The sequence below is a fragment of the Virgisporangium ochraceum genome (assembly GCF_016863655.1).
Taxonomy (GTDB): Bacteria; Actinomycetota; Actinomycetes; order Mycobacteriales; family Micromonosporaceae; genus Virgisporangium; species Virgisporangium ochraceum.
Genome location: NZ_BOPH01000143.1, coordinates 71091 through 97429 on the forward strand (window position 1 = coordinate 71091; position 26339 = coordinate 97429).

23 protein-coding genes, 17 tRNA genes and 1 pseudogene are annotated in these 26339 nt (G+C 72.5%); 6 read left to right on the plus strand and 35 right to left on the minus strand.

The annotated features are described in order from the left end of the window. The first annotated feature begins 143 nt into the window (after positions 1–143). A complete protein-coding gene (locus Voc01_RS53770; protein WP_239161034.1) occupies positions 144–986 on the plus strand; it encodes a TIGR02452 family protein in 843 nt (280 codons plus the stop codon). Between the two features lie 299 nt (positions 987–1285). On the opposite strand, the pseudogene Voc01_RS53775 reads toward Voc01_RS53770, so the two are convergent. The 3 genes and pseudogenes from Voc01_RS53775 to Voc01_RS48385 form a co-directional block, all read right to left on the minus strand. Then, positions 1286–2068, minus strand: a pseudogene (locus tag Voc01_RS53775) (serine/threonine-protein kinase); the annotation flags it as partial. Positions 2069–2137: 69 nt separating this feature from the next. After that, positions 2138–3937 carry an AfsR/SARP family transcriptional regulator gene (locus Voc01_RS48380; RefSeq protein ID WP_203934563.1) on the minus strand — a complete coding sequence of 600 codons (1800 nt, stop codon included), beginning with the start codon at positions 3935–3937 and terminating at the stop codon, positions 2138–2140. A gap of 11 nt (positions 3938–3948) precedes the next feature. After that, positions 3949–4755 (minus strand): class I SAM-dependent methyltransferase, encoded by an 807-nt coding sequence (locus Voc01_RS48385; protein ID WP_203934564.1) that lies wholly within the window; start codon positions 4753–4755, stop codon positions 3949–3951. Positions 4756–4862: 107 nt separating this feature from the next. On the opposite strand from Voc01_RS48385, the gene Voc01_RS48390 reads away from it, so the two are divergent. Continuing rightward, positions 4863–5870, plus strand: coding sequence for a 5'-3' exonuclease (locus Voc01_RS48390; protein ID WP_239161035.1), 1008 nt, complete (start codon positions 4863–4865; stop codon positions 5868–5870). 2 nt (positions 5871–5872) lie between these two features. On the opposite strand, the gene Voc01_RS48395 is transcribed toward Voc01_RS48390, so the two are convergent. The 3 genes from Voc01_RS48395 to Voc01_RS48405 form a co-directional block, all read right to left on the minus strand. Next, a tRNA-Ser gene (locus Voc01_RS48395) sits at positions 5873–5960 on the minus strand. A 28-nt stretch (positions 5961–5988) separates the two neighbouring features. Then, positions 5989–6062: transfer RNA gene (locus Voc01_RS48400), tRNA-Pro, on the minus strand. 11 nt (positions 6063–6073) lie between these two features. Next, positions 6074–6145: transfer RNA gene (locus Voc01_RS48405), tRNA-Arg, on the minus strand. A 312-nt stretch (positions 6146–6457) separates the two neighbouring features. Here Voc01_RS48405 and Voc01_RS48410 point away from each other — a divergent pair. After that, positions 6458–7063: a hypothetical protein gene (locus tag Voc01_RS48410; RefSeq protein WP_203934565.1), complete on the plus strand. Its 606-nt coding sequence runs from the start codon at positions 6458–6460 to the stop codon at positions 7061–7063. Here the strand turns inward: Voc01_RS48410 and Voc01_RS48415 are convergent. Next, the gene (locus Voc01_RS48415) at positions 7028–8299 is read right to left on the minus strand and encodes an amidohydrolase family protein (RefSeq protein ID WP_203934566.1); all 1272 of its coding nucleotides are present in this window, start codon (positions 8297–8299) and stop codon (positions 7028–7030) included. The genes Voc01_RS48410 and Voc01_RS48415 overlap by 36 nt on opposite strands. Before the next feature lie 32 nt (positions 8300–8331). Here Voc01_RS48415 and Voc01_RS48420 point away from each other — a divergent pair, with 32 nt between their 5' ends. Further along, complete coding sequence (locus Voc01_RS48420; protein WP_203934567.1) at positions 8332–9399, plus strand: NAD(P)H-dependent flavin oxidoreductase; 1068 nt, start codon at positions 8332–8334, stop codon at positions 9397–9399. A gap of 7 nt (positions 9400–9406) precedes the next feature. Next, the gene (locus tag Voc01_RS48425) at positions 9407–10426 is read left to right on the plus strand and encodes an LLM class flavin-dependent oxidoreductase (RefSeq protein WP_203934568.1); all 1020 of its coding nucleotides are present in this window, start codon (positions 9407–9409) and stop codon (positions 10424–10426) included. Here the strand turns inward: Voc01_RS48425 and Voc01_RS48430 are convergent. Beyond that, positions 10398–11129 carry an alpha/beta fold hydrolase gene (locus tag Voc01_RS48430; protein ID WP_203934569.1) on the minus strand — a complete coding sequence of 244 codons (732 nt, stop codon included), beginning with the start codon at positions 11127–11129 and terminating at the stop codon, positions 10398–10400. The genes Voc01_RS48425 and Voc01_RS48430 overlap by 29 nt on opposite strands. A gap of 132 nt (positions 11130–11261) precedes the next feature. Here Voc01_RS48430 and Voc01_RS48435 point away from each other — a divergent pair, with 132 nt between their 5' ends. Then, positions 11262–12830, plus strand: a complete 1569-nt coding sequence (locus Voc01_RS48435; RefSeq protein WP_203934570.1) for a cellulose binding domain-containing protein — start codon at positions 11262–11264, stop codon at positions 12828–12830. Here the strand turns inward: Voc01_RS48435 and Voc01_RS48440 are convergent. The 27 genes from Voc01_RS48440 to Voc01_RS48570 all read right to left on the minus strand — a co-directional run bounded on the left by Voc01_RS48440 (position 12827) and on the right by Voc01_RS48570 (position 26291). Continuing rightward, complete coding sequence (locus Voc01_RS48440) at positions 12827–13348, minus strand: O-acetyl-ADP-ribose deacetylase (protein ID WP_203934571.1); 522 nt, start codon at positions 13346–13348, stop codon at positions 12827–12829. The two genes, Voc01_RS48435 and Voc01_RS48440, sit on opposite strands and share 4 nt — an antisense overlap. Further along, on the minus strand, positions 13324–14790 hold the full coding sequence (locus Voc01_RS48445) for an MFS transporter (protein WP_203934572.1): 1467 nt from the start codon (positions 14788–14790) through the stop codon (positions 13324–13326). Before Voc01_RS48445 ends, Voc01_RS48440 begins: the two co-directional genes overlap by 25 nt. A 53-nt stretch (positions 14791–14843) precedes the next feature. After that, positions 14844–15332 (minus strand): MarR family winged helix-turn-helix transcriptional regulator, encoded by a 489-nt coding sequence (locus Voc01_RS48450; protein ID WP_203934573.1) that lies wholly within the window; start codon positions 15330–15332, stop codon positions 14844–14846. 64 nt (positions 15333–15396) lie between these two features. After that, positions 15397–16506, minus strand: a complete 1110-nt coding sequence (locus Voc01_RS48455; RefSeq protein WP_203934574.1) for a hypothetical protein — start codon at positions 16504–16506, stop codon at positions 15397–15399. 59 nt (positions 16507–16565) lie between these two features. Then, positions 16566–16638, minus strand: a tRNA-Cys gene (locus tag Voc01_RS48460). 93 nt (positions 16639–16731) lie between these two features. Beyond that, positions 16732–16807, minus strand: a tRNA-His gene (locus Voc01_RS48465). A gap of 12 nt (positions 16808–16819) precedes the next feature. After that, positions 16820–16892 (minus strand) — tRNA-Asn (locus tag Voc01_RS48470). Between the two features lie 10 nt (positions 16893–16902). Continuing rightward, positions 16903–16977, minus strand: a tRNA-Glu gene (locus tag Voc01_RS48475). Positions 16978–16997: 20 nt separating this feature from the next. Then, positions 16998–17071: transfer RNA gene (locus Voc01_RS48480), tRNA-Val, on the minus strand. Positions 17072–17205: 134 nt separating this feature from the next. After that, a tRNA-Lys gene (locus Voc01_RS48485) sits at positions 17206–17277 on the minus strand. Positions 17278–17282: 5 nt separating this feature from the next. Continuing rightward, positions 17283–17356: transfer RNA gene (locus Voc01_RS48490), tRNA-Ile, on the minus strand. 12 nt (positions 17357–17368) lie between these two features. Beyond that, positions 17369–17455 (minus strand) — tRNA-Ser (locus tag Voc01_RS48495). A 32-nt stretch (positions 17456–17487) separates the two neighbouring features. Next, a tRNA-Asp gene (locus tag Voc01_RS48500) sits at positions 17488–17562 on the minus strand. Positions 17563–17613: 51 nt separating this feature from the next. Continuing rightward, positions 17614–17686: transfer RNA gene (locus Voc01_RS48505), tRNA-Leu, on the minus strand. 13 nt (positions 17687–17699) lie between these two features. Further along, positions 17700–17772 (minus strand) — tRNA-Gln (locus Voc01_RS48510). A gap of 58 nt (positions 17773–17830) precedes the next feature. Then, a complete protein-coding gene (locus tag Voc01_RS48515; RefSeq protein ID WP_203934575.1) occupies positions 17831–18271 on the minus strand; it encodes an HNH endonuclease in 441 nt (146 codons plus the stop codon). 46 nt (positions 18272–18317) lie between these two features. Then, positions 18318–18391, minus strand: a tRNA-Gly gene (locus Voc01_RS48520). Positions 18392–18402: 11 nt separating this feature from the next. Beyond that, positions 18403–18476 (minus strand) — tRNA-Ala (locus tag Voc01_RS48525). Between the two features lie 103 nt (positions 18477–18579). Continuing rightward, positions 18580–18653, minus strand: a tRNA-Trp gene (locus Voc01_RS48530). Between the two features lie 106 nt (positions 18654–18759). Further along, positions 18760–18948, minus strand: coding sequence for a hypothetical protein (locus Voc01_RS48535; RefSeq protein ID WP_203934576.1), 189 nt, complete (start codon positions 18946–18948; stop codon positions 18760–18762). Positions 18949–19083: 135 nt separating this feature from the next. Further along, positions 19084–19815 (minus strand): ABC transporter ATP-binding protein, encoded by a 732-nt coding sequence (locus Voc01_RS48540; RefSeq protein WP_203934577.1) that lies wholly within the window; start codon positions 19813–19815, stop codon positions 19084–19086. Next, positions 19815–21767: a branched-chain amino acid ABC transporter ATP-binding protein/permease gene (locus Voc01_RS48545; protein ID WP_203934578.1), complete on the minus strand. Its 1953-nt coding sequence runs from the start codon at positions 21765–21767 to the stop codon at positions 19815–19817. Before Voc01_RS48545 ends, Voc01_RS48540 begins: the two co-directional genes overlap by 1 nt. After that, a complete protein-coding gene (locus Voc01_RS48550) occupies positions 21767–22633 on the minus strand; it encodes a branched-chain amino acid ABC transporter permease (RefSeq protein ID WP_203934579.1) in 867 nt (288 codons plus the stop codon). The genes Voc01_RS48545 and Voc01_RS48550 overlap by 1 nt, the downstream gene beginning before the upstream one ends. Further along, positions 22630–23799, minus strand: coding sequence for an ABC transporter substrate-binding protein (locus tag Voc01_RS48555; protein ID WP_203934580.1), 1170 nt, complete (start codon positions 23797–23799; stop codon positions 22630–22632). The genes Voc01_RS48550 and Voc01_RS48555 overlap by 4 nt, the downstream gene beginning before the upstream one ends. Positions 23800–23966: 167 nt before the next feature. Further along, a complete protein-coding gene (locus Voc01_RS48560; protein ID WP_203934581.1) occupies positions 23967–24404 on the minus strand; it encodes a hypothetical protein in 438 nt (145 codons plus the stop codon). 114 nt (positions 24405–24518) lie between these two features. After that, positions 24519–25094 carry a TerD family protein gene (locus Voc01_RS48565; RefSeq protein WP_203934582.1) on the minus strand — a complete coding sequence of 192 codons (576 nt, stop codon included), beginning with the start codon at positions 25092–25094 and terminating at the stop codon, positions 24519–24521. An 81-nt stretch (positions 25095–25175) separates the two neighbouring features. Continuing rightward, on the minus strand, positions 25176–26291 hold the full coding sequence (locus Voc01_RS48570; protein ID WP_203934583.1) for an FAD-dependent monooxygenase: 1116 nt from the start codon (positions 26289–26291) through the stop codon (positions 25176–25178). Positions 26292–26339: the final 48 nt, after the last annotated feature.

Here is a 26339-nt window from a genome sequence, read left to right on the forward strand (position 1 = left end):
GGCTGGAGTGTGAGCGTGGAGAGCCCCGCAAGACGAACTCCTTCGCGCCGTCGAGGCCGGCGATGTCGCGCGGGCCCGCACGGGCTCTCCGGCGGCGCGAATACGGTTGATCATCGGGGCCGGTGCCTCGTACCGTCCTGCGCATGAGTGGTCGGCTCCGGGAGGTCGCCCGCGCCACGGTCGCCATTGCCGAGGCGCAGGCGTACCGGGCGCCGTCCGGGCGGGCCGTGACCATCGACGTCGCGGCCGCGGTCGCCGGTACCCGGCTGCACCTGCCCGACGAGGCGCTTCCCGCCGGCCGGCCGGCGGAGAGGACCGACGTCGAGGTCACCTACGAGTCGACCCTCGTGGCCGCGCGGCGGGTCGCCGACGAGAACCCGGCCGCGCTGGTGTTCGCCTCGGCGAAGAACCCCGGCGGCGGTTTCCTCGGTGGCGCGAAGGCGCAGGAGGAGGACCTCGCCCGCTCGTCGGCGCTGTACCCGTGCCTGCTCAGCGCGTCCGACTTCTACGCCTACCACCGCGAGCAGCGCGACCTGCGCTACAGCGACCGGGTGATCTACTCCCCCGCGGTGCCGGTGTTCCGCGACGACAAGGGTGCGCTTCTCGAGGAGCCGTACCGCGTGGCGTTCCTCACCGCCGCCGCGCCGAACCTCGGGGCGATCGCCCGCAACCGGCCCGGCGACGCCGGTGACGTGCCGGCGGTGCTGGCCCGCCGGGCGCGACGGGTGCTGCGGGTCGCCGCGGCGCACGGGCACCGGACGCTGGTGCTGGGCGCCTGGGGGTGCGGCGTGTTCCGCAACGACCCGGCCACCGTGGCGTCGGCGTTCGCCGACGCGCTGCGGGAGGTCGGTCAGTTCGACCGGGTGATCTTCGCGATCCGCGACGACAGGTCGGGTACGCCGGTGTACCGGGCGTTCGAGTCGGCCTTCGCGTCGTCGTCGGGCAGTGTGCTCGACGACTGGGTCGTGTCCCCCGACGACGACTGACCGGCCGGCGGCGGCGCCGGTGCCGCTGCGGACAGGAACCCGAGCGCCAGCGTCGCGGCCACGGCCGTCGCCAGCCCGGCCGGCGCCCGCCCGCGCCGGGTCCGCCGTGCGGTCAGACCCGAGGGGACCGGCACAGCGCGCACCGCGGTCCGCGGCTCCGCCCCGGTGGGCCGCCCGGCCTGCGCGACCCCGTCCGTGGCGCGCGGGACGGCCGCGGGTGCGACCGCGGCGCGCGGGCCGGCCGGGGCACGGGCCGGAGCGGGTGGCCGACCCGCGGCCGTCGCCAGGACCTTCGCCACCTCGGCGGTGGCCGGCCGGTCACGCGGGTCCTTCGCCAGGCAGGCCAGGCAGAGCCTGCGCACGGCGTCGGGCACGCCGGGCAGGTCGGCCGGCAGCGGCGCCGGCGCGACGAACCGGTGCGCGTCGAACAGGTCGGCGATGGACTCCGTGTGCCACGGCGGCGCGCCCGCGAGCAGCCGGTACAGCAGCAGCCCGAGCGCGTACACGTCGGACGCCGGGGTCACCGCTCCGCCGTCGATGCGTTCGGGGGCCAGGTAGGCGGGCGTCCCCCACACCGACCGGCCGTCGGGGGCCGGCTCGTGCTCGCCCGCCACGGCCGAGATGCCGAAGTCGAGCACCTTGACCCCGGAGGCGGGCAGCATCACGTTCACCGGCTTGATGTCGCGGTGCACCACGCCGCGGGCGTGTGCCGCGGTGAGCGCGGCCGCGATCTGCGCACAGATGCGCAGCGTGTCGGCGGCCGGAACCGGGCCGGCGTCGATGCGGTCGGCGAGCGTCGGCCCGGTCACCAGTTCCATGACGACGTACGGGACGCCGCTGCCGGACTCGCCGAAGTCGTGGACGGCGGTGATGTACGGGTGGGCGAGTCTCGCCGCGCGCTGGGCCTCGGCCCGGATGCGGTCGCGGGCGTCGGGGTCGACGGCGTGCCCGGGATGCAGCACCTTGACCGCCACCGCCCGGCCCAGCACCTCGTCGTAGCCCTTCCAGACCACCGACATGCCGCCGCTGCCGAGCGGCTCGACCAGCCGGTAGCGGCCACCGAGGACTCGCGCCTCCCCCACGGGAGAGATCCTTCCCCTACCGGCGACGGCATATCAAGACGAAACCCGACTAAATATCGGAAAGTCGACTCATTCCGACCGGTCGGAGGACACGGACAGCAACGGTACCAGTGCGGGATTGTCAATGTCGGCCGCGAGGAGTCGGGCCGCCGACAGCGCGGCGGGGTCGCCGAGGCGGTGCCGGTGGACATGCGCGCGCACGACCAGCTCGCGGAGGTCGCACCGGGCGGCGAGCGCGCCGAGCGCGCCGAGCATCGTGGCGGCCCGGTCGGGCTCGTCGCGGTCGAGGGCCGCGCCGACGGCGGTGTCGAGGACGTGCCCGTGCACCCACTGGTACCGGTCGGTGACCCGGGAGCAGCGGCTCGCGGCGGTGTCGTGCCACCGGCCGGCCTCGGCCACCTCACCCCGGCGCGCGTTGAGCAGCCCGAGGCCGCGGGCGGCCATGCCCTCCCAGCACGGGTCGCCGAGCTGGCAGGCCAGCACCCAGGCGTGCTCCAGCCCGTCGGCGGCGGTGGCGAGGTCGCCGGCCGCGAGGTCGAGCTCGGCCCGCAGGGCCTGCGGCCACGGTTGGAACGCGATCCACCGCTGGTCCTGGGTCAGCCGCAGCGACTCGTCGACGGCGTGCCGGGCCGAGGCCTCCTCGCCGCGCAGCAGGTGCGCCCGGCCGAGGATCGACAGCGACCAGGCGTGCTGGCGGTGGTCGCCGCACCGGGCGGCGCGGGTCACCGACCCGTCGAGGTGCTCGAACGCCGCGGCATAGTCGCCGGCGTCGGAGGCGTTCATCCCCCGCACGCCGAGGATCGCGGCCAGCTCCTCGTCGGTCTCGGCGTGCTCGGCGGCCCTGGCCAGCCAGCTCTCGGCGGTGGTCCGCCGGCCCGCCTGCACCTCGACGAAGCCCAGCTCGCGGTACGCGGTCACCGCCGTGGCGCGGTCACCGGCCCGGTCGGCCTGCGCGATCGCCTCGTGCAGCACGACCGCGCCCTCCTCGTCGCGGCCGCGGACGGCGTGTACGAGCGCGCCGCCGAGCGCCGCGAGTGCCCGGCCGCGCAGTGCCGCGTCACCGAACGAGGCGGCTTCGGAGACGGCCCGGCGCAGGCACTCCAGGCCCGCGTCGACGGCGCCGGCGGCGATCGCGGCGCGGCCGGCGTCGAGCTGGCTCAGCGCCGCCGCGCGTCCGCGCAGCGGCAGGGTGCTGGCGGACGCCGAGCTGGTCGCCGCCGCCTCCCGCAGTGCCGGGGACGGCTCGGTGCCCAGCTCCCGGCGCAGCAGGTCGGTGCACGCGGCGACCTGCCGCTCGGCGGCGGACCGGTCGCCGGTCATCGCCAGGCCGCGGACCAGCAGCTCGTGGTTGCCCTCCTCCAGCGGGTTGCGGGCGACCGCGCGGGCGGCGTACGGCACGGCGTCGCCGGGCCGGCCGGCGGCGAGTGCCGCGACCGCGGCGGCCCGCAGCCGGGCCTCGATCGCGGCGGCGACCCGGTGCCGCTCGACCAGCAGCCACGCCTCGAACGCGGCCGCGCCGGCGACGTGGATGCCGTCGAGCAGCTCACCGTCGAGAGCGAGCAGATCGTCTGACCGGACGTCGACGGTGTAGCCCTCCGGCAGGGTCCGGTCGACGGGGTCACCCGTGAACAGATCCGGACCCACGACGCGGCGCAGCTCGGCCAGCGACCACCGCAGCGCGCCGAGCGGGTCGGCGGCGTCGGCGAACAGCAGCTCGGCGAGCTGGCGGCGGCTCGGCGGCCGGTCGGCGAGCAGCAGGTAGCACAGGAGCGCCCACGCCTTGCGTCCGCGGGGCGCCGGGACCGGCCGGCCGTCGCGTTCGACGGCCGGCGGTCCGAGGAGCCTGATCGTGGCTGTGAACTGAGACATCCTGACGCGGATTATGCGCGCCGGACGCCGACGGCTTCCAGGTACTCGCTCGGCGCGACCAGGGTGTCGTCGTCGGCGACGTTGAACTTGCGCGGCACGTCGGCGAGCTCGGCGGCGAACTTCTTCAGGTCGTCGTCGCTGAGCGTGCCCGACAGCTTCGTGATCGGACCGTAGAAGTCCCGGAACCACTCCGAGAAGTGCTCCGGCGACAGGTAGCGGAACGCGTACGTACGCACCGTGAGGCTGGTCCACTCGACGCGGTCACCGAACAGCTCGGTCAGGTGACCCGGGGTCCCCCACAGCACGCCCGGACGCACGCCCGCGGGCGGCGGCGCCCAGCCGCCGACGGTCTTGAACATCTGCCCGACCATGCCGCTCGGGGTCCAGTTGGCGATCGCAATCTTTCCTCCGGGCTTCGTGACGCGCACGAGCTCGTCGGCGGCCTTCTGGTGGTCCGGCGCGAACATCACGCCGACGGTGCTGCAGGTCAGGTCGAACGCGGCGTCGGGTGCCGGCAGGTTCTCGGCGTCGCCCTCGGTGAAGGTGACGTCGAGGTGCTCGGCCTTCGCCCGCTCGCGTCCCTGCTCCAGCAGGTTGCGGGCGTAGTCGACGCCGGTGGCCACGGCGAACCGGCGGGCGGCGGCCATCGCGGCGTTGCCCTGGCCGCAGGCCACGTCGAGCACCCGCTGGCCGGCCCGCACGTCCGCGGCCTCGACCAGCAGCTCGGCGATGATCTGCAGGGTGTTGCCCACGCGGGGGTAGTCCCCGGTCTCCCATGCGGCCCGCTGGTTCTTCTTGATGGCCTCGAAGTCTGTCACTGTCGTGCTCCTTGATCTCGTTGCTTTCGAGATCAAGGTTCGGGGCCGACCGTGTGAGGGGGCGTGTGAGCCGGGTGTCGGCTGCCCGTCACGTCTATGGTGGGTCGGTGCCTCTGCTTGTCGCGTTCGACGGCAACAGCCTCATGCACCGCGCCTACCACGCGGCGGCGACGGGCCGGCACGTCGACGACTGGGGCAGCCCCGTGTGGGCGATCAAGGGGCTGGTCGGTTACATCGCGCGGGCCGCGGCCCAGCTGCGTCCCGACGCGGTGATCGTCGGCTTCGACTGCCCGGACAGCTCCGCGCGCAAGGCCGACTACCCCGGGTACAAGGCGCACCGTCCCGACAAGGCGGCCGACCTCACCTCGCAGCTGCTGGCCGCGCCCGACGTGCTGCGCGCCGCCGCCTTCCAGGTGGTGTGTCCCCCCGGCTACGAGGCCGACGACGTGCTCGCCAGCTCCGTCGCGCTGGCCCGCGCCAGTTCGTGGGACTGCGTCGTGGTCACCAGCGACCGCGACTCGTTCGCGCTGGTCGACGCCACCACCTCGGTGCTGCGGGTGCGCAACGGCGGCCTGGAGAACGCGACGCTGGTGACGGCCGTGTCGATGCCCGAGGTCGCCGGCGTCGAGGCGTGGCAGTACCCGGACCTCGCCGCGCTGCGCGGCGACCCGTCGGACAACCTGCCCGGGGTGCGCGGGTTCGGGTCCACCACCGCGGCACGGCTGCTGGCCGCGTTCGGCAGCGTCGACGCGGCGCTCAAGGCCGTCGACGAGGGCCGCCACGACGACCTGCGCGCCGCCGTCGGCGAGGCCGCCGCCCGCAGCCTCGCGGCCGACGGGACCCGGGAGGCGGTGGACCGCAACCGCCGCCTGATGCGCATGCGCTCGGACCTGCCGCTCCCGTCGCTGGACGAGGGGCGCCTGCCCCTGGACTACCTGACGATGCGCCGGGCGCTGGCGCGGCGGGGCATCATCCTGGGTCCGTCGCTGTGGGCGCTGACGGGTGGGAGTCCACCGGTGCCCGAGGAGGCGGTGCCGTTCGTGCGGCCCCGCGAGGGCGCGCGCACGCCCCAGTCGCGGCGCGCGCCCGGCGAGGGGCAGCTGGCCCTGTTCTGATGCGGAGAGGAGGAGGGTCGAACTCCTACGGGTGTTACCCCCAACGGTTTTCGAGACCGCGGCCGGCGCCGACTGTCGGCTGGCCTCTCCCTTCTTCTTGCACAGCTCTGGAGCACAGTCGGGTTGGCCGGATTCGAACCGACGGCCTCTGCTTCCCGAAAGCAGCGCGCTACCAAGCTGCGCCACAACCCGTTGCAACTGCGTGCCCACGCGAGGAATTGAACCTCGATCCCGGGTTTCGTAGACCCGTGTCTTCTCCTTTGGACCACGTAGGCGTGCGACCACCACCGTCCACACAGGACGGTCGACGTGCGGGTGAAAGAGCGTGCGGGTGAAAGAGAAAGCCGCCCGGACCCTGGAAGCGGGTGGGCGGCGTAGGCGTGCTGGCTACACGCTTACGGTCGCCACCGGCAGGACGGTCGGCGCGAACGCACCGACACCGACACCGACGGGGAAACCCGTCGTGCGGATCGTGAGCGCCGGTTCATCGTAGAACTCCCCTGCCGTGTAGCTGCTGTCTCTACGAGAGTACGGGCGCCACGCGAGCGGGCACAACCCATTTCGTGCCACCCGCTACCGTCACATCCATGGGTGACGTTACGGGGGTTCGCGCCAGGCCGGGTGGCCCGGTGACACTGCGGTTCACCGACGCGGGGTTCCGCGCCGTGCCGCGTCCGCAGGGTGCCTGGGGACGGTTTCTCGACGTGGCACTCGGCGACGCGGCCTGCGCCGTGTCGCTTGCGGTGGCGGTTGTCGCCGGTGGGTTCGCCGCCCACCAGGCCGAGAACGACCAGTTCGAGATCGCGGCGATGCTGGGCCTGGTCGCGGCTCCGTTCGCGCTCGTGGTGCTCACGCGCGTCGTGGTCGAGGTGGTGGGGCACGCCGTGCTGCTGGTGATGTTCCTCGGCGCGGTGCTGTTCTCGCCGCTGCTCCTGTTCCCCGGCGTGCGCCGGCGGGCGCGGCGGTGGTGGAAGAAGGAGCCGACGGGGCCGCTGAACCTCGACCGGTTGATTCCCGTCTGCGACCTGGAACCGGTGTCGGTGGACCGCACCGGCCGCCGGGTGACCGTGACCGTGCTGGTCGACGGCCGGCCGGTCGCCTACGAGGCCCGCGACGGGGCGGGCGAGCGGTTGGAGGGCGAGTTCCGGGCGCTGCTGTCAGCGCCCCGGCCCGCCACCGGGGTCGGACCGTAGCGAGTCGGGTCCGCCGCCGCTGGAGCCGGCCACGGTGTCCACACCGGACTGGGTGACCGCCCGCCCGGCGACGAGCACGAGGTCGACCTCGCGCAGCGCGGCCAGGTCGACCAGCGGGTCGCCGTGCACGGCGATGAGGTCGGCCCGCTTGCCGACGTCGAGGCTGCCGGTGACGTCGCCGACGCCGCACGCCGCCGCGGCGGTCACCGTGGCGAGTTCGACGATCTCGGCGAGGCTGAACCCGGCCAGCTCGAACACCTCCAGGCCACCGACGTAGTCGTCGGCGGCCTTGTCGAGGTCGCCGAGGTGGAACCCGCAGTCGTCGCCGGCGACCAGCTTCACGCCGGCGTCGCGCATCTTCACGAGCATCTGCAGCCAGTCGTCCAGCGGTGCGGCGCCGAGCCGTTCGCGGATCGCCTGGAACTGGCCGTGCACCGTCGGGCACACGTACACGCCCGCGGCGGCGATGCGGTCGACCAGCGCCGGGTCGTAGGCGTAGCCGGTGGGTGTCAGGAACGTGCAGTGCTCGATGGTGGTGACGCCCGCGTCGAGCACGTCGCGGATCGACTCCGGCGCGTGGGCGTGCGCGGCCACCCCCTTGCCGCGCAGCTCCGCCTCCTCGACGATCGCGCGCAGCTCGGTCACGTCGAACTGGGCGCGCCACGCCGGCGGCGCGACGGCGGTCATCTGACCGCCGGAGGCCATCACCTTCAGCACGTCGGCGCCGGCGCGCAGGTTCTCCCGCGCGACCCGGCGGACCCCGGCCACGTCGTCGGCCTCGCCGCCCATGTACCAGCAGTGGCCGCCGGTCGGGGTGATCGGGCGGGTCGCGACGAGCAGGTTCGGCCCGACCGTGAGGCCAGCGGCGATCGAGTCGCGCAGGGCCACGTCGAGGAAGTTGCGGCCGCCGAGGTCCCGCGCCAGGGTGACCCCCGCGGAGACGAGCTTGCGCGCGTTCTCCGCCATGCGCAGCAGCAGCCGCGGGTCGGACTCGGCGGTCTGCCCGGTGACCGGGTCGACGCGGTCGTCGAAGCCGAGGTGCACGTGCGCGTCGACGAGCCCGGGCAGCACGGTGCGACCGGGCAGCTCCAGCACGAGCGCCTGCGGTGGAACGGGCAGGCTGCCGCGCTCTCCGACACCGGCGATGCGCGCGCCGTCGACGAGCACCTCACCGTCGCGGATGGACTCACCCGACCGTCCGGTGAGGACGGTCGCGGCCCGGATCAGCTTCAGCACGCCCAGCACCCTAGCGGGCGTACGGTGGGCGCATGACGACGACGTGGCCCACCGATCGACTCGTCTCGCTGCTCGGGATCGAGCATCCGGTGGTGCAGGGCCCGTTCGGCGGCGGCGCGTCGTCGGTCGCGCTCGCCACGGCGGTGTCGAACGCCGGCGGTCTCGGCTCGTTCGGCGCGCACGCGCTGCGTCCCGACGAGATCACCGACCTGGTGACCGCGTTGCGCGCGGCCACCGACCGGCCGTTCGCCGTGAACCTGTGGGTGCCGCAGCCGTCCGAGGTCACCGACGTCGACCTGGCGCCGCACGTCGAGCGGCTGCGGCCGTTGTACGAGCGCACCGGGTCCGCGCCGCCCTCGGGCGTCACGGTGCAGAGCTTCGACGACCAGCTCGCGGCGGCGCTCGACGCGGCGCCGCCGGTGCTGAGCTTCGTCATGGGCGTGCCGCCGGCCGCGGCGCTGGACACCGCGCGGCGCAAGGGGATCCGGACCGTCGGGACCGCCAGCACGGTCGAGGAGGCCGAGGCGCTGGCCGCCGCGGGGCTCGATGTCGTGGTCGCCTCGGGCAGTGACGCGGGCGGTCACCGGGGCGCGTTCCTGCGTCCCGTGGAGGAGTCGCTCGTCGGGACGTTCTCGTTGGTGCCGCAGGTCGTCGACGCCGTCGACGTGCCGGTGGTCGCGGCCGGCGGGATCGCCGACGGGCGCGGCGTCGCGGCGGCGTTCGCCCTGGGCGCGCACGGCGTGCAGATCGGCACCGGGTTCCTCAACACGGTGGACTCCAACGCCAGCAAGCCGCACCGGCGCGCGCTCAACAGCACCGACGCGCGCCGCACCGTCCTGACGAGGGTGTTCTCCGGCCGGCTGGCGCGCGGCATCGCCAACCGCGTCACCCGCGACCTGGCCGGCGCGGAGCGCGAGGTGCCGGCGTACCCGGTCCAGAACGCCCTGATGATGCCGATCCGGCGCGCCGCCGCCGACCGCGACGACCCCGACCACCTCAACCTGTGGAGCGGCCAGGCCGCTCCGCTCACCCGCGAGACCACGGCAGTGGAGTACCTCACACGGCTGGTCCGGGAAGCCCAGGCGCTGCTTCGCGGTTAGGGCCAAGGTGACGTCCGTTCCCCTGTCCGTTCTCGACCTCGCGCCGGTGGCCGAGGGTAGCGACAACGGCACCGCCCTCGCCCACACCACCGCGCTCGCGAAGCGGGTCGAGGAGCTCGGGTACCACCGGCTGTGGGTGGCCGAGCACCACAACATGCCCGGGATCGCCAGCTCGGCGCCGGCGGTACTGCTCGCGCACCTGGCCGCGCAGACCAGCACCATCCGGCTGGGCTCCGGCGGGGTGATGCTGCCCAACCACGCGCCGCTCGTGGTGGCCGAGCAGTTCGGCACGCTGGTCGCGCTGCACCCCGACCGCATCGACCTGGGCATCGGACGGGCGCCGGGCACCGACCAGATCACCGCGCTGGCGCTGCGGCGCAGCGTCGAGGGGCTGTCGGCCGAGGACTTCCCGCAGGAGCTGGCCCGGCTCATCGGCTACTTCGAGGCCGGCTCGGGGCAACCGCGAGTCACGGCCGTTCCGGGACGCGGGGACGCGCCAGCGGTGTGGCTGCTCGGGTCCAGCGACTTCTCCGCGCGGCTGGCCGGCCGGCTCGGGCTGCCGTTCTCGTTCGCCCACCACTTCAGCGCGGCCAACACCGACCTGGCGCTGGACCTGTACCGGGCGGAGTTCCGCCCGTCGAAGTGGCTCGCCGAGCCGTACGCCATGGTGGCGGTCAGCGCCGTCTGCGCCGACACCGACGAGCGGGCCGAGTACCTGAGCCTGCCGTCGGGCCTGTCGTTCCTGCGGTTGCGCCAGGGCCGGCCGGGCCGCATGCCGTCGCCGGCGGACGCGGCGGCGTACCCGTTCTCGCCGCTGGAGCTGGAGTTCATCAGGGCGCGCCGCGAGGGTCAGGCGCTCGGGTCGCCCGAGACGGTCACCGAGCAGCTGAACGCGTTGCTGCGCCGCACGAAGGCCGACGAGCTGATGCTGACGACGCTCGTGTTCGACGTCGAGGACCGGATCCGCTCCTTCGAGCTGATCGCCGAGCAGGTCGCTCCTAAGCTGGTGACCCGAGAAAGTCCGTGATCAGGTAGGCGCACAGGTCGGGCTTGTCGCTGATGAGGCCGTGCCCGGTGCCGGGCACGACCGCGAGCTGCGACCGGGGAAGCGCGCCGCGCATCGCGAGCGTGTGTTCGATCGGGATCTCGTCCTCGTCGTCGCCGACCATCACCAGGGTCGGGCCGGGGTAGCCGGCGAGGTCCTTCTCCGCGAACGTCGGCTCCTCGGACTGCATCCGGTGCAGCTTCGCGTACAGGGCCGGGAACCGGTCCGGGCCGTCCGGGGAGACGTCGCCGTGGTAGCCGGTGAACCACTCGACGACGTCGGGCGGCAGGTCGATCGCCCCCGGCGCCCAGCCGGTGTGGTGGAACACGCCGGCCGCCAGCACCAGCCCGCTGACGAGGTCGGGGCGCAGGATCGCGGCGGTCAGCGCGGTCGGCGCGCCGTCGCTGTGGCCGACGAGGTGCGCCGGTCCCCCGACGACGGTCTCCAGGAACGCGATCGTGTCGCGGGCCATCAGCTCGTAGGTGATGGGGCCGGGGACGTCGGGGGTGCGGCCGTGGCCGCGCCGGTCGGGCCGGTACACGCGGAAGCGGGCCGCGAGACCGGGCACGACGGCCTCGACCGTGCGGGAGTCGCAGCCGCCGGGGTGCAGGAGCACGAGCGGGTCACCCGCCCCGTCGACCTCGTAGTAGGTACGGACGTCACCGAGCTGTACGTATTCGCCCACGCCGCCAGCCTTCCGGGCGAGATCCCGTCTAGGCCGGTCTAGACCATACGCAGTGTCATCGACTACCGTGTATCCGCACGACCGGGCGGGGTCGCGTACCTGGTTCCACCACTCCTCTGGGGAGGTACGCCCATGACTCCTGCCATCCGGCGCCGACTGCTGTCCGGTGCCGCCGTCGCGATCCTCGGGGCGGTCGTCGGTGTCGTCGCGACGAGCGCACCCGCCTACGCGGCGAACCCGACCGCCACCATCGTGAAGACGTCCTCGTGGAGCACCGGCTTCGAGGCCCGGGTCACCATCACCAACGGGCCCGGCGCCGCGGTGAACGGCTGGTCGGTCGCGTTCGACCTGCCGGCCGGCACCGGCATCAGTTCTTCATGGGACGCGAACCGCACGCAGAGCGGGCAGCGGTTCACGTTCACCAACGTCGGCTGGAACGGGACGATCGCCGGTGGCGCGTCGGTGAGCTTCGGCTTCATCGGCACCGGCTCCGGCGACCCGTCGAACTGCACCCTGAACGGCGGCTCGTGCTCCGGCGGTCCCAGCAACCCGGGCGCGCCCGGCACGCCGGGGAACGTCCGGGTCACCGGCACGAACAACTCGTCGATCTCGTTGGCGTGGAACGCGTCGTCGGGAACGGTCACCGGGTACCGGGTCTACGAGGGCGGCACGGTGCGCGCCACCGTCACCGGCACCAGCGCCACGATCTCCGGGCTGGGCACCTGCACCTCGAGGACCTACACCGTCGCCGCCTACAACGGCAACGGCGAGTCGCCGCGCAGCGGCGAGGCCAGCGGTACCACCACGGGCTGCCCGCAGCCCACCGGCGGCAAGGGTGCGCCCTACCTGTACCTGGGCTGGGGCAACCCGCAGAGCGCGACGCAGGTCATGAGCACCACCGGCGTCAAGTGGTTCACGTTGGCGTTCGTGCTGTCCGGCGGCGGCTGCGTGCCGGCGTGGGACAGCCAGCGTCCGCTGCTCGGCGGCGTCGACCAGCAGACGATCAACGCGATCCGGGCGGCCGGCGGCGACGTGGTGCCGTCGTTCGGCGGGTGGAGCGGCAACAAGCTCGGCCCGAACTGCGCCACGCCGGAGGCGCTCGCCGGTGCCTACCAGCAGGTGATCAACGCCTACAACCTGAAGGCGATCGACATCGACATCGAGAACTCCGACGAGTTCGAGAACGCGACGGTGCGCGACCGCATCCTCACCGCGCTGCGCATCGTCAAGCAGAACAACCCGGGGCTCCAGACGATCGTCACGTTCGGCACCTCGACCACCGGCCCGAACTGGAACGGCACCGAGCTCATCCGCCGGGCACGCGAGCTGAACTCGAACATCGACGTGTTCACGATCATGCCGTTCGACTTCGGTGGGTCGAACATGCAGACCGACACGATCAACGCCGCCGAGGGCCTGAAGAACGCGCTGAAGGCGCAGTTCGGCTGGTCCGACGCGCAGGCCTACCAGCACATGGGCCTGTCCGGGATGAACGGCCTCAGCGACCAGCGTGAGGTCACCACCCCGGCGCAGTGGACCGCCATCCGTGACTGGGCCAAGGCCCGGGGGCTGGCGCGGCTGGCGTACTGGTCGGTCAACCGCGACCGGTCGTGCCCGGGCAACGCCGCCAACGTGCAGGCCGACTGCAGCGGCATCGTCCAGGGCGACCTGGAGTTCACCCGCATCACGGCGGGCTTCTAGCCCGTGAGTACACGCTCGGCGACGTCGCGGGTCTCCTCGTCGAACAGCACCAGCCGCACCTCGTCCACTGTGGACGGTGGAGCGGCCCGGATGCCGGCGACGGCCTGCCTCACGGCGTCCTCCCGGGGCCAGCGGTAGATGCCCGAGGAGATCAGCGGGAACGCCACCGTGGTGGCGCCCAGGTCGGCGGCGACGGCGAGCGAGTTGGTGTAGCAGTCGCGGAGGAGGGCCGAGCGGTCCTCCTCCGCACTCCACACGGGACCGACCGTGTGGATGACCCAGCGGGCGGGCAGCCGGCCGGCGGTGGTGGCGACCGCCCGGCCGGTGGGGAGGCCCCGGCCGTAGCGGCTGGCCCGCAGCGCCTGGCACTCGGCCAGGATCTCCGGGCCACCGCGGCGGTGGATCGCCCCGTCGACGCCGCCACCGCCGAGCAGCGACGAGTTGGCGGCGTTGACGATGGCGTCGACGTGCTCGGTGGTGATGTCACCGGTCCTCAGCGTGATGCGCACCCCGCCCATTCTTCCCTCGGCTTGTGCGCGTCAGCTGCCCGTACCCGGCGTGTGCGGTGCCCGTCTCCCCCGATCCGGGGACGCAGGACGGTGACGGCCACGACCAGCGCGACCACGACGAGCCCGGCGGCCACCGTGAACGCGAGCCGGTAGCCGGCGGTGAGCGCGGCGGCGCTGTTCACGACGCTGCCCGCGCTGTCGGCGCCGCTCGCGACGCTGTCGGTGCGGGCGGCGGCGAGCGTGGCGAGGGTGGCGGCGCCGAGGGCCATGCCGAGCTGCTGGGTGGTGTTGAAGAGTCCGGACGCGAGGCCGGCGTCGTCGGGGCGCGCGCCCGACATGCCGAGCGCGGTGAGCGCCGGCAGCGCCAGGCCGAAGCCGGACGTGAGCAGCAGGACCGGGAGCAGGTGCCTCGGGTAGGACGCGTCGACCGGCAGGCGGCTGAGGGCCAGGAACAGCAGGAGCAGCAGGGCGAGGCCGGTGACGAGGACCGGACGCTCGCCGAACCGGGCGATCAGGCGCGCCGACATGCCGAGCGACACGGCGCCGATGACGACGGCGGCCGGCAGCATGGCGAGGCCGGTGCCGGCGGCGCCGTAGTGCTGGACCTTCTGCAGGTACAGGGCGAGCAGGATCTGGAACGCGAAGCAGGCGGCGACCATGAGGATCTGCACGACGTTGGCGCCGGAGACGGTGCGCGACCGGAAGATCCGCAAGGGGACCAACGGGGTTTTCGCCGTGGCCTGGCGGGCGACGAAGGCCGCTATCAGGGCGACCGAGCCGGCCAGGGCCCAGGTGTTGCCGCCGACGACGCCGACGAGGCCCACGACGAGGCCGGCGGTGACGAGCGCCGCGCCGATGACGTCGGCGCCGGCGCGCAGGCCGAGGCCGGGGTCGTCCGGCAGGACCCTGGTCGCGGCGGCGAGCACGGCGAGGCCGATCGGCACGTTGATGACGAAGATCCAGTGCCAGCTCAGGGCGTCGGTGAGCACGCCGCCGAGCACCTGGCCGATCGACGCGCCGGCCGCGCCGGTGAAGCTGAACACCGCGATCGCGCGGCCCCGCTCCCCCGGTTCGGTGAACATCATGACCAGGATCCCGAGGCTGACGGCGACGGCCATCGCGCTGCCGACGCCCTGCAGGAACCGGGCGGCGAGCAGGACCGGGCCGGACGTGGCGACGCCCGCCAGCGCGCTCGCGGCGGTGAACACGGCGGTGCCGGCGAGGAAGAGGGTGCGGCGGCCGAGCAGGTCACCGAGGCGGCCGGCGAGCAGCAGCAGGCTGCCGAACGCGACCAGGTAGGCGTTGACCACCCAGCTCAGCCCGGCGTCGGAGAAGCCGAGGTCGGCCTGGATGGCCGGCATCGCGACGGTGACGATGCTGCCGTCCAGAATGATCATGAGGGTGGCCGAGGCAAGGACCGCGAGCGCTGTCCGACCCTGTCTTGTCGTCATGAGCGGGACACTAGCAGATAGTTTCGTTGCAGACTATCCGCCAGTGACGCGTCTCAGCCGGACTGGCGGGCTCTCCGGGCGCCGCCCTGGGGCTGCTCGACGGCTTCGGCCAGCGGCCCCGTGACCAGGGCGGTCATGAGGCGGACGAGCGTCGCGCGGTCGGGGGCGGGCAGGTCGTCCAGCGCGTCGTGGTGAACGCGGTCGACGATCGCCTGGCTGCGGCGGGCCATCTTCGCCCCCTCGGGGGTCACGGCGATGATGCGCGCCCTCCGGTCCTGCGACGACGGGCGCCGCTCGGCGAGGCCGGCCTTCTCCAACGCGTCGACGGTGACGACCATCGTGGTCTTGTCCATGTCGCCGAGCTCCGCGAGCTGGATCTGCGTGCGCTCCTCCTCCAGCGCGTGGACGAGCACGCAGTGCATGCGCGCGGTCAACCCGAGCTCGGCCAGCGCCGCGGCCATCCGGGTGCGCAGGACGTGGCTGGCGCGGTCGAACAGGTACGACAGGTCGGGCTCTTCGCGGGACGGGGCCATGGCGGTCATGGTCCGAGAATAGTTCCGTGGTAGACGATCGGTCAGGTGGTGGCGCGGCCGCGCGGGACGGCCGTCAGTTGCGGGCCGTGCCCGGGGTGACGACGACCGCGTCACCGGCCAGGGCGCGGCCGGGACGCAGCGAGCCGTCGCCGACCAGGTACCACACCTCGGTGCCGCCCGGTCCGTTGCGGACGAAGGCCCGGCCGTCGGCACCGACGCCGAGCACGGACCAGCGTCCCGTGCCGGGCCCGGCGAGGTCGAACCGGCTGACGCCACCCGGCGAGCCGGCCCCGGAGCTGCTGTCAGGTCCCGGGAACCGCAGGACGGCGACCGGCCCGTTCGACGCGTCCAGCACCACGATGTCGTAGCCGGAGCCGCTGAAGCGCAGGCTCGTCGGTTCGATCCGCTCCCCCGGGCGCAGGTGGGCCGCGGCCTCGACGGTGAACCACCGCTCGATCGTGCCCGCCGGGTTCGACAGGCCCGCCTCGACCCGGGTCCCGGACGGGAGGTCGGGGCGGATCGTCAGCAGCTCCGCGGGCGACCGCACGCCGACGATGTCGTGACCGGGCCAGGCGGCGACCTCGGTCGTCCCGCCCCCGACGTCCGGGCCGCCGTTGGCGGGTGCGCCGGTCGATCCGCCGCCGGGCGGCCCGGTACCGGGCCATGCGGCGCCATCGGGCGGGCCGCCGACGCGGAGCAGGACGAACGCCTCCGGCCGCCCGTCGCGGACCTCGGCGAGCAGCAGCTGCGACGAGTCCGGCGTCCAGGCCCAGGCCTGCAGGCGGCGGTCCACCGCGTCGCTGCCGCTGCGGTGCTCGGCGTGGCCGAGGAGGTCGCGGACGACGAAGCCGGTTCCCAGCGGGTAGCCGAGCCAACGCCCGTCCGGCGACAGCGTGACCTCACGCGTCGAGGAAGCGTCGGTGGGTACCTCGAACTCGCGGCCGTCGAGGAACAGGACCACGGGGCGGCAGCCCTGCACGCACGCGTACACGAGCTCGGCCCGGCTGAGGACGCCGTCGGGCAGGGGGGCGACCGACGGTACGGAGTCGGGCGGCGTGGCCACCTGTTCGCCGTCGCGCGACGGGTACCTCGCGGCGACGACCACGATCAGCACGGCGAGCACGAGCGAGCCGACCAGCCACCCGTCGCGTCGCCACCGCACACCCAGGACCATGACGCGCATCAGCCTACCGGGCAACTCCACAGTGGATGGTCCGCGCCGGCGGCGGTTCCGGGCGCCAGAAGCCGTAGTCGGAATCGAACCGACAGCCATCCGCTTTGCAGGCGGAGCCCTTGACCACTCGGGCATACGGCTGTGACACGCGTGCGCGTCCCTGGTGTCGATCCAGGTGTGCCCGGGGGCGACGGCTTTACAGGCCGCTGGACGTGCCGACGTCCACGACGCGCGTGGGGTGTCCGACCGGACTCGAACCGGCACCTTCCGGCATCACAAACCGGCGCCCTACCAGTTGGGCCACGGACACCATGTACTGACGCTCCGGTGCCCGGGCTCGAACCGGGACCTGCGCGGTTAACAGCCGCGTGCCCTGCCAATTGGGCGACACCGGAATGACGTGCGTAGCGCGGACGGGCCTCGAACCCGCAACGTTCCTGGGTGAAAGCCAGGTGACTCTTCCTATTCGTCCACCGCGCCGGGTGGTGCTGGTGCGTGCGTGCTCCGGGCGCGGTTCGAACGCGCGGCCTCCGCTGTGTCGGAGCGGCGCTCTACCAGGCTGAGCTACCGGAACCCCTGCTGTCGTGCTTCTGCTGTCGTGGCGGGAGAGGGAGTCGAACCCACAGCCGCGCGGCTTATGAGACCGGCCAGTTACCGTTACAAGCATCCCGCTTCGGCCCTCCACGGACGGTTCCGTCGGAGGGCGAGTACGCCGCCGGGGACTTGAACCCCGAACCCACTGCTTAAGAGGCAGTCGCTCTGCCGTTGAGCTAGCGGCGCATGAGTCCCGTCGGCAGGAGTCGAACCTGCTGCTTCCGTGTCATCAGCACGGCGCCCTTACCACTCGGGCCACGACGGGTGGATCCTGTTGCGGAGGCTGGGAGATTCGAACTCCCGACAGAAGATGTCTCCTGTTACGGATTAGCAGTCCGCTGCCTTACCACTCGGCCAAACCTCCCCGCTCCTGCCCGCCCCCCGACGGGCAGGAGTTGGCGCCCCGTACCGGGATTGAACCGGCGACCTCGCGCTCGACAGGCGCTTGCTCTCCCACTGAGCTAACAGGGCTGGGCCAACAGGGCTTGCTCCGGCCGCAACCTGCGCCGCGGCCGTCGTACGTACCCGGAGCGCGATTCGAACGCGCAACCTCACCGTTCTGAGCGGTGCGCCTCTGCCGTTGGGCCACCCGGGCTTGCCTTGCCACGCTGCGAGCGGAGGACTCGAACCTCCAACCTTCCGGTTCAGAGCCGGACGTGCCGCCAGTTGCACCAGCTCGCAATGACTGTGTCTGGCCGCCCGGCCGGCAGGTCCCCCCGTGGAACCCGCCGGCCGGACCTCAGCGCAGGTACATCGCCACCCAGGTGGGGACCGTCGGAACGGTCCGCAGGGGCATGCGTGCCTCGGACGGAGTCCGGTCACCCTTGCGCTGGTTGCAGCCGCCGCAGGCGGCCACCGTGTTGAGCCAGCTGTTGGCGCCACCGCGCGAGCGCGGTAGCACGTGGTCGATCGTCGATGCCGCCCGGCCGCAGTAGGCGCACGTGCGCCGGTCACGGACCAGGACACCGGCCCGCGACCACGCCGGGCCGCGGCTGTGCCGCCAGCGCGTGACGACGTACGACACCAGCCGGACGACCGTCGGCACCGGGTAGACGCCGATGAGCCGGTCGGGCTTCGACTCGTGAATCTCGGCGACCCGCCGTACCAGCATCCGCACGGCGTGGCGGACACTGACCCGGTGCAGTGGGCCGAGGTCGGCGTTGAGAACGAGCACGTCCACCGGATCCTCCTTCCACGTCGTGTGATCGGTGGGACTGGACTTCAGGAGCGGCAGCCGGGACTCGAACCCGGGACCTCGACGATGGCAACGTCACGCTCTGGCCAACTGAGCTACAACCGCATGGAACTGCGTGGACCTGGACGGATTCGAACCGTCGACCCCCGGTCTGCCGAACCGGTGCGCTACCAGGCTGCGCCACAAGCCCATCGGAGCCCCGGCTGGTATTCCGGGGCCCGCAAAGAATTCTGAAAGACCATCCACTGTGGAGTTGTCAATTATCAATTCCTGCATTTGAGCAGGATGAATCGCACGGGCGGCAGGAATTGAACCCACAACCGACGGCTTTGGAGGCCGCTGCTCTACCGAGTTGAGCTACACCCGTATGTATGCGTGCTGTTCAGATGGCTGTTCGTAGGGCCGTTCACGTGCAAAGAAAAACCGCCCGGTCCCTGTGCGGGGCGGGCGGTGCGTAGAGCGCTGGTATGCGTCTACGGGCACCTCCGGCCCGTGCCGAGGTACTTGCCACTGCTGTTGAGGTCGATGCCGTTCAGTGCGAGGCCGTTCAGTGCGAGGCCGTCCAGTTCGATGGTGATGGCGGCCGGACCGGCATTCGCCCAGGCGACGTCGCCGCACGGCCATAGCCGCTGCGGTTCGGTCGAGGCGCGATGCCCGAACATAGCCAACTCCATTCTCTACAGAAGTTCTCGCCTGAATCTCTTCGTCTCGCTTGGTGCCGTTCTAAGGTAGGGCGCCACCCACACTCAAGGCAAGCCTTTTTGATCGATGGCACGAAATCGCGATGAATGCGCCCGTCAGTCCACAGTGGAGGATTCGGAGTAGCCGCCGCCGAGATATGCCCGCTGCACGCGGTCGTCGCCCGCGAGCTCGGCCGGAGTTCCCTTCGTGGCGATGCGGCCGCGGTCCATCACCGCCACCCGGTCGGCCACCCGGAACGCGGCCCGCGCGTTCTGCTCCACCAGCAGGATCGCGAGGCCCGCCTCGTCACGCAGCCGCGCGAGCGCGGCGAAGATCTCGGCGACGAGGCGGGGCGCCAGGCCGACGCTGGGCTCGTCGAGCACCAGCACCTTCGGTCCGGCCATCAGGCCGCGGCCGATCACCACCATCTGCTGCTCGCCGCCCGACAGCGTCCCGGCCGGCTGCGCCAGCCGGGAACGCAGGCGCGGGAACAGGTCCAGCACCCGGTCGCGGTCGTCGGTGAGGCGCGAGGAACGCCGCGTCCAGCCGCCGAGGGCGAGGTTGTCGGCGACCGTCAGGCTCGGGAACACCAGGCGGTTCTCGGGGACGTGCGCCAGCCCGGCCGCGGCCACCTTCTCCGCCCGCAGGCCGGTGACCGCACGTCCGTCCACGGTCACCCGGCCCGACGACGGCCGGATGAGGCCCGACACCGCGCGCAGCACGGTGGTCTTGCCGGCGCCGTTCGCGCCGATGACCGCGAGCAGGTCACCCGCGGGCACGTCGAGGTCGATCCCGTGCAGGACCCGCAAATTGTCGTACCCGGCGTGCAGGCTCTCCACGTGAAGCATTACTCCCCCTGCACCACGGAACGCGCGATCGGGTCCGCCGCCGCCTGCTCCTCCTCGATGCCCAGGTACGCGGCCACGACGGCGGGGTCGTGGCGCACCTCGGCCGGCCCGGCGAGGGCGATGAGGCGGCCGTCGTCCAGCACGGCGACGCGGTCGGCCAGGGCGAGCACGGCCTCCACGTCGTGCTCCACGAGCACGATCGCCATGCCGCCGGCGCGCAGCCGTCGCAGCAGGCGGGCCAGGTCCAGCCGTTCGCCGCCGGAGAGGCCGGCCAGCGGCTCGTCGAGCAGCAGGAGGTCGGGTTCCAGCGCGAGCGCGCGGGCGATCTCCAGCAGCCGCTGCTGCCCGAACGGCAGGTCGGCCGCGGGCCTGTCGGCAACCCCGGAAAGCCCCACGAGAGAGAGGAAGTCGTCGGTCGACCGGTGAATCGCGCGCTCCTCCGCCCGCGCCGGCAGCACCATCGCGCCGCGGGCCAGGCCTGCCGTCCCGCGCAGGTGCCGGCCGACGGCCACGTTGCCGCGCACGGTCGTGGACCGGAAGATCTGCAGGTTCTGGAAGGTGCGCGTCGCACGGGCACGCGCGAACACGTGCGGCTTGCGTCCGTCGATGCGCGCGCCGTGCAGCCGCACGCTCCCGGACGACGGGGCGAGCACCCCACTGACGATGTTGAAGCACGTCGTCTTCCCGGCCCCGTTCGGCCCGATCAACCCGAAGATCTCCCCTGCACGCACCTCGAACGACACGTCGTCCACGGCCGTGACCCCACCGAAGCGCCGCACGAGGTGGTCGACCTCGAGCAGCACCTCCCCGGGTGCCGGCCGGCCGTCACGGGTCAGCAGCGGCGGCAGGTCCGCTGTGTCCACTGTGGACCCACCGGCCGGCGTGTCGGAGCTCCGCGTGTCGGAGCCAGCCGCGGCGCCCCGGTCAGTGCCGTCCCCGGGGGCCGGGCGGCCCGGTGGGCGGTCGGAGGCCGGAGCGGAGGCGCGCGCGGAAAGGCGCGCCGAGACACGCGCGGACACGCGGCGGAACAGGCCGTAGATGCCGCCCGGCAGGAACAGGATCACCACGGTCAACACGATGCCGAACCCGATGAGCTGCACCTCCCCCACCGCGTCGGGGACGATCTGCGGGATCAGGTCGCGCAGGCCCTCGTCGAGGAACTCGACGGTGAAGGCGCCCAGCACGGCGCCCCACACGCTGCCGGTGCCGCCCAGCACGGCCATCAGCAGGAACTCCACCGACAGGGGGAAGTTGGCCGCGCCCGGGTTCACCACGGTGATCCAGTGGACGTAGGCCACGCCGGCCAGGCCCGCGTACCCGGCGGAGAGCACGAACACCTGCAGCCGCAGGCGGTACGTGTCGGCGCCGAGGCACTCGGCGGCCACCTCGGAGTCGTTGATGGCGCCGAGGGCGCGGCCGATGCGTCCGACGACGATGTTGCGGGCCAGCAGCAGGGCGACCAGCACCACCGGGGCGAGAAGCCAGAAGTACTCGGCGGCGCTGTCGTAGCGGCGGCCGCCGAACTCCGGCTTCGGCACGCCGTAGATGCCCGACGTCGCGCCCAGGTACTCCGACTCGGTGGCGGCGACCGTCACGATGATGCCCAGGCCCAGGGTCGCCAGGGCCAGGTAGTGCCCGCGCAGGCGCAGCAGCGGCAGGCCCACCAGCAGGCCGACGAGCATCGCCATGCCGACCGCACCGACCGACGCGGGCACCATCGGCACCTCGTAGCGGGTCACGAGCACGGCCTGCGTGTAGGCGCCGACGGCGAAGAACGCGGCCTGGCCGAGATTGACCTGCCCGGCGAGTCCCATCAGCAGCGACAGCCCGATCGCCGCCAGCGAGTAGATGAGCGCGTACACGCCGACGTTGACCACCGGGTCGGGCGCGACGAGCGGGAACACGGCCAGGAACACGGCGAACAGGCCGAAGCTCCACAGTGGACCCCGCATCAGACCCTCGCCACGCTGTGCGGGCGGAAGATCCCGTCGGGACGCGCGACGAGCACGACGATCAGCACCACGAACGCCACCGCGTCACGGAACCCGGAGTCGATGTACCCGGCGACGAGCGACTCCAGCACACCGAGGACCAGCCCGCCGGCGATGGCACCCCGGATCGAGGTCAGCCCGCCGAGCGTGGCGGCGACGAAACCCTTGAGGCCCAACGCGAGACCCGAGTCCCACGCGCTGAAGTACACCGGCGACGCGAGCACCCCGGCGACCGCGCCGAGGAACCCGGCGATCCCGAACGACAGCAGCGTGGCCCCACCCACCGAGATGCCCACCAGCCGGGCCGCGGTCGGCTGTTCGGCGCAGGCGCGCAGGGCCTTGCCGGTGAGGGTCCGCTCGTAGAACCACGCGACCGCGACCGACACGACCGCGGTGACCCCGATGATCCACAGGTACTGCGACGGGACCGAGACGCCCCAGGCGACGTAGTTGGGGCCGGGCAACGGATCCAGGCCGCGGCCCTCGGGGCCCCAGACCAGCAGCATCGCCGCCTTCAACGCGGTCGACAGGCCGAGCGTCAGGATGATCGACAGCAGCGTGGTCATCCGCTTCACCGGCGCGATCACCAGCCGGATCAGCAGCGCCGTCGCGACGACGGTGACGATCGCGATGAGCAGGGCGAGCGGCATCGGCAGTCCCGCGGCGGTCGCGCTGATCGCGATCAGGCCGGCCAGCGCGGCGAACTCGCCCTGCGTCAGGTTGATGATCTCGCTCACCGCGAAGATGACGGTGAACCCCATGGCGACGAGCGCGTACACGGCGCCGACGGAGACGCCGGCGAGGAGCAGTTGCAGCAGGTCGGTCATTGAGGCGCGAGCGCCCACTTCGAGCCCTGCACGGTGACCATCACCAGCGCGTCCTTGCCCAGCCCCGAATGGTCCTTCGCGCTCATCCGGTACACGCCGGTGATCCCGACGAAGCCGGAGACCTGCTCCAGCTTGTCGCGCACCTTCTGCTTGTCGGTGCCGACGGCCTTGAACGCGTCGACGGCGAGCTGGAAGGCGTCCCACGCGTGGCCGGCGAACGTCGACGGGTTCTCGTTGTAGGCGGCCCTGTAGTCGCTGACGAACGTCGTGAGGACCTGCTTCTGCGGGTCGTTCGCCGGAAGCTGGTCGGCGACGACGAGCCGGCCGACCGGCGCGACCAGTCCGTCGGCGGCGGGCCCGGCGGTGTCGAGGAACACCTGGTTACCGATGCCGTGGCTCTGCATGACCGGCGCGGTGATGCCCAGCTGCTTGTAGGACTTCTGGGCCAGGGCCGCCGCCGGCGGGATGCCCCAGATGAGGTTCATGTCGGCGCGGGCGTTGCGCAGGTTCAGCATCTGCGCGGTGAACTCGGTGGCGTCGGGGGCGAACTTCTCGGTGGCGACGACCGTGATGCCGTCGGCCTTGCCGAGCTCGGCGAGCATCTCGGGCACGCCCTCACCGAACGCCGACGAGTCGCGCGCGATCCCGATCTTCTTCCAGTTCTTCGACTTCGCGTAGTCGACGACGTTCTCCAGCACGGCCCGGTCGTTCTGGGCGGTCTTGAACACCCACGTCGACCCGTCGACGATCTTCACGTTGGCGGCCAGCGAGATCATCGGCACCTTGGCCGACTCGGCGATCGCGCGCATCGCGAGGCTCGTGCCGGTGCGGCTGGCGCCGAGGACGATGTCGACGTTCTTCGACACCATCTCGTTCATCGCCTTCGCCGCACCGTCCTCAGTGGACTGGTTGTCCTCGACGGTGAGCTCGATCTTCCGGCCGCCGATGCCGCCGGAGTCGTTGGCCTTCCTGGTGAGCAGCTCCAGCGTCTTGCGTTCGGGTACGCCGAGGCTCGCGCCCGCGCCGGTGATGTCGAGGATCGCGCCGATCCGGATCGGCCCGCCGGTGTCGGTACCACCCCCGTTGTTCTCCTCGGCACAGGCACCGGCGGCGACCAGGAGAGCCATGACCGTCGCGACGACGCCGAGCTTGCGGAACTGACCCATCGCCCGACCTCCGGCTCAGGACCGACACTTCGATTCCCATATCGAAATATCGATTCATATAGAGAGCCGCACGCTAACCCGTGGTCAACACACCCGACAAGGCCCCGTCACCGTTTCGTCATGGGGGCGTGACTCAGCGCCGGACCCGGGGCGGACCCGGAGCCGACTCAGATGCTGATCCAGCAGTAGAGGTGGTCGCCCGCGGTGCGGGCCCGGCGGGCGAGCGCGGAGAACTCGACGACCAGCGGGGCGAGCTCGTCGGGCTCGAGGTCGCCGTCGAGCTCCTCGATGCCGGCCCACAGCCCGGCGACCTCGCCGACGCGGGCGGGATCGAGGTCGGCCAGCGCGTCGCGGGACACGTCGTCGATACGCACGGTGGTGCCGGGCGTCCCGTCGCCGTCGGAGGAGACGAAGTCGAGGTCCGGGATGTCGGGCGTCCACTCGACGCCGCGCACGAACGCGACCAGCTGGCCGAAGATGACCGCGGGATCGAGGCCCTTGGCCTCGATCGCGTCGGCCGGCGAGGTCCCGCGGGCCGTCAGCGCCGCGGCCTCGAGTGCGGCGGCCGTGTCGGGCGCGCGGAAGTAGTCGCAGAAGTACCCCATGAACCCCGCACCATACCGAAGGATCCGCGCATACGTCCCCGGAAAAGGCCGCACGCACGACGGCCGGCCAGCGCGAGGCTGGACCGGCCGTCGTACAGCGAAAGGGTTGAAGCCTTAGACGTTCACACCGAAGTCGCGGGCGATGCCCGCCAGGCCGGAGGCGTAGCCCTGGCCGACGGCGCGGAACTTCCACTCGGCGCCGTTGCGGTACAGCTCGCCGAAGACCAGCGCGGTCTCGGTCGAGTAGTCCTCGCTCAGGTCGTAGCGGGCGAGCTCGTTGTTGTCGGCCTGGTCGACCACGCGGATGAAGGCGTTGCTCACCTGCCCGAAGGACTGGTTGCGGGCGTCGGCGTCGTGGATGGACACGATGAACGCGATCTTGTCGACGTCGGCGCCGACGCCGGCGACGTTGACCTTGATCAGCTCGTCGTCGCCCTCGCCCTCACCGGTGAGGTTGTCGCCGGTGTGCTCGACGGTGCCGTCGGGCGACTTGAGGTTGTTGAAGAACACGAAGTGCGAGTCCGAGAGAACCTTGCCCTCCGGGCCGCAGATCAAAGCGCTGGCGTCGAGGTCGAAGTCGGCGCCGGTGGTGGTGCGGACGTCCCAGCCGAGCCCGACGTTGACGGCGGCGAGGTTCGGCGCAGCCTTGGTGAGGCTGACGTTGCCGCCCTTGCTGAGACTGACTCCCATTCGGTTTCCTCCTGTAGGTCCTGAGCTGCGGTGCCCAAGGTCGCGACAGTAACACGCGCTTTCGAACACACCCTGGCAAAGTCATATCCGGTCGGTGTTCAGCACGCTGCTGAAACGTCGGATCAGGGCGAGATGGGCGCGTCCGGCCATCGCGGGGCTGAGAACTCTCCCAGCAAGCCGGCCGACGGTGTTCGGCACCTTGTTGGTGACCTCCGTCGCGGCGAGCCGCGACACCCGCCGCACCCGGCGCGCCCGCACCTTCTCGTAGCGACGCAGCAGCGCCTCCACCGGACCCGCGCCGTCGAGCGCCCGCGCGAGCAGCCACGCGTCCTCGAGCGCCTGGTTGGCGCCCTGCGCCTGCGAGGGTGGGAACGCGTGCGCGGCGTCACCGAGCAGGGTCACCGCACCGGCGCCCCACCGGTCGGGGACGTCGTGCAGCACGTGCGGATACTCCTGGAGCTCCGCGGCCGCGACGGTGGCGAGCAGCCCGGTCACCGGAGCCGGGTACGCGGCGAAGCGGTCGCGCAACCAGTCCAGCGGCGGCACCGAGCCCGGGGAGCCCTGCGTGTCGAACCACCACTGCAGGAGGCCGCCGCCGGCCGGCATCAGCCCGCACAGGCCGGCCGGGCCCACGTAGCAGCGGGCGTGGGTCCCACCCGCCAGCTCCGGGAGGACCGGGGTGAGACCCTGCCAGCTCGACCAGCCGTTGCGCCGCGCGTCCCGGTCCCGCAGCACCGAACGACGCACGGCCGAGCGGTACCCGTCGGCGCCGACCACTACGTCGGCCCGATGCTCGACGCCGTCGGCGGTGACCACCGCGCCCTCGGCGACGGCCCCGACCACGACGGCGCCGTAGACCACCGGCACCCCCTCGGACAGGCGGCGCAGCAGCGCCGCGCGCGGGACCGTCTCCACGGCGAAACCCGTGCGGCGGGCCATGAGGCGCAGGTCGGTGCGGCCGTAGCGGCGGTCGTCGGCGCCGCGGATCTCCAGCTCGTCGATGCGGCCGCCGAGGCCGTCGAGGGGCGCGCCCAGTCCGGCGGCGGCGGCCTTGCCGTTGCTGAAGAGGGTGACGGCCGCGCCGCCGTCGCGCGGCCCGTCGGCCCGTTCCAGGATCCGGACGCGGTGACCGGCGGAGACCAGCCCGTTCGCCAACGCGAGCCCGCCGACACCCGCCCCGACGACGATCACGTCCATGTCCCGCTCTCCGTTCACTACGTACGTTGTACTACGGATACTGGCATA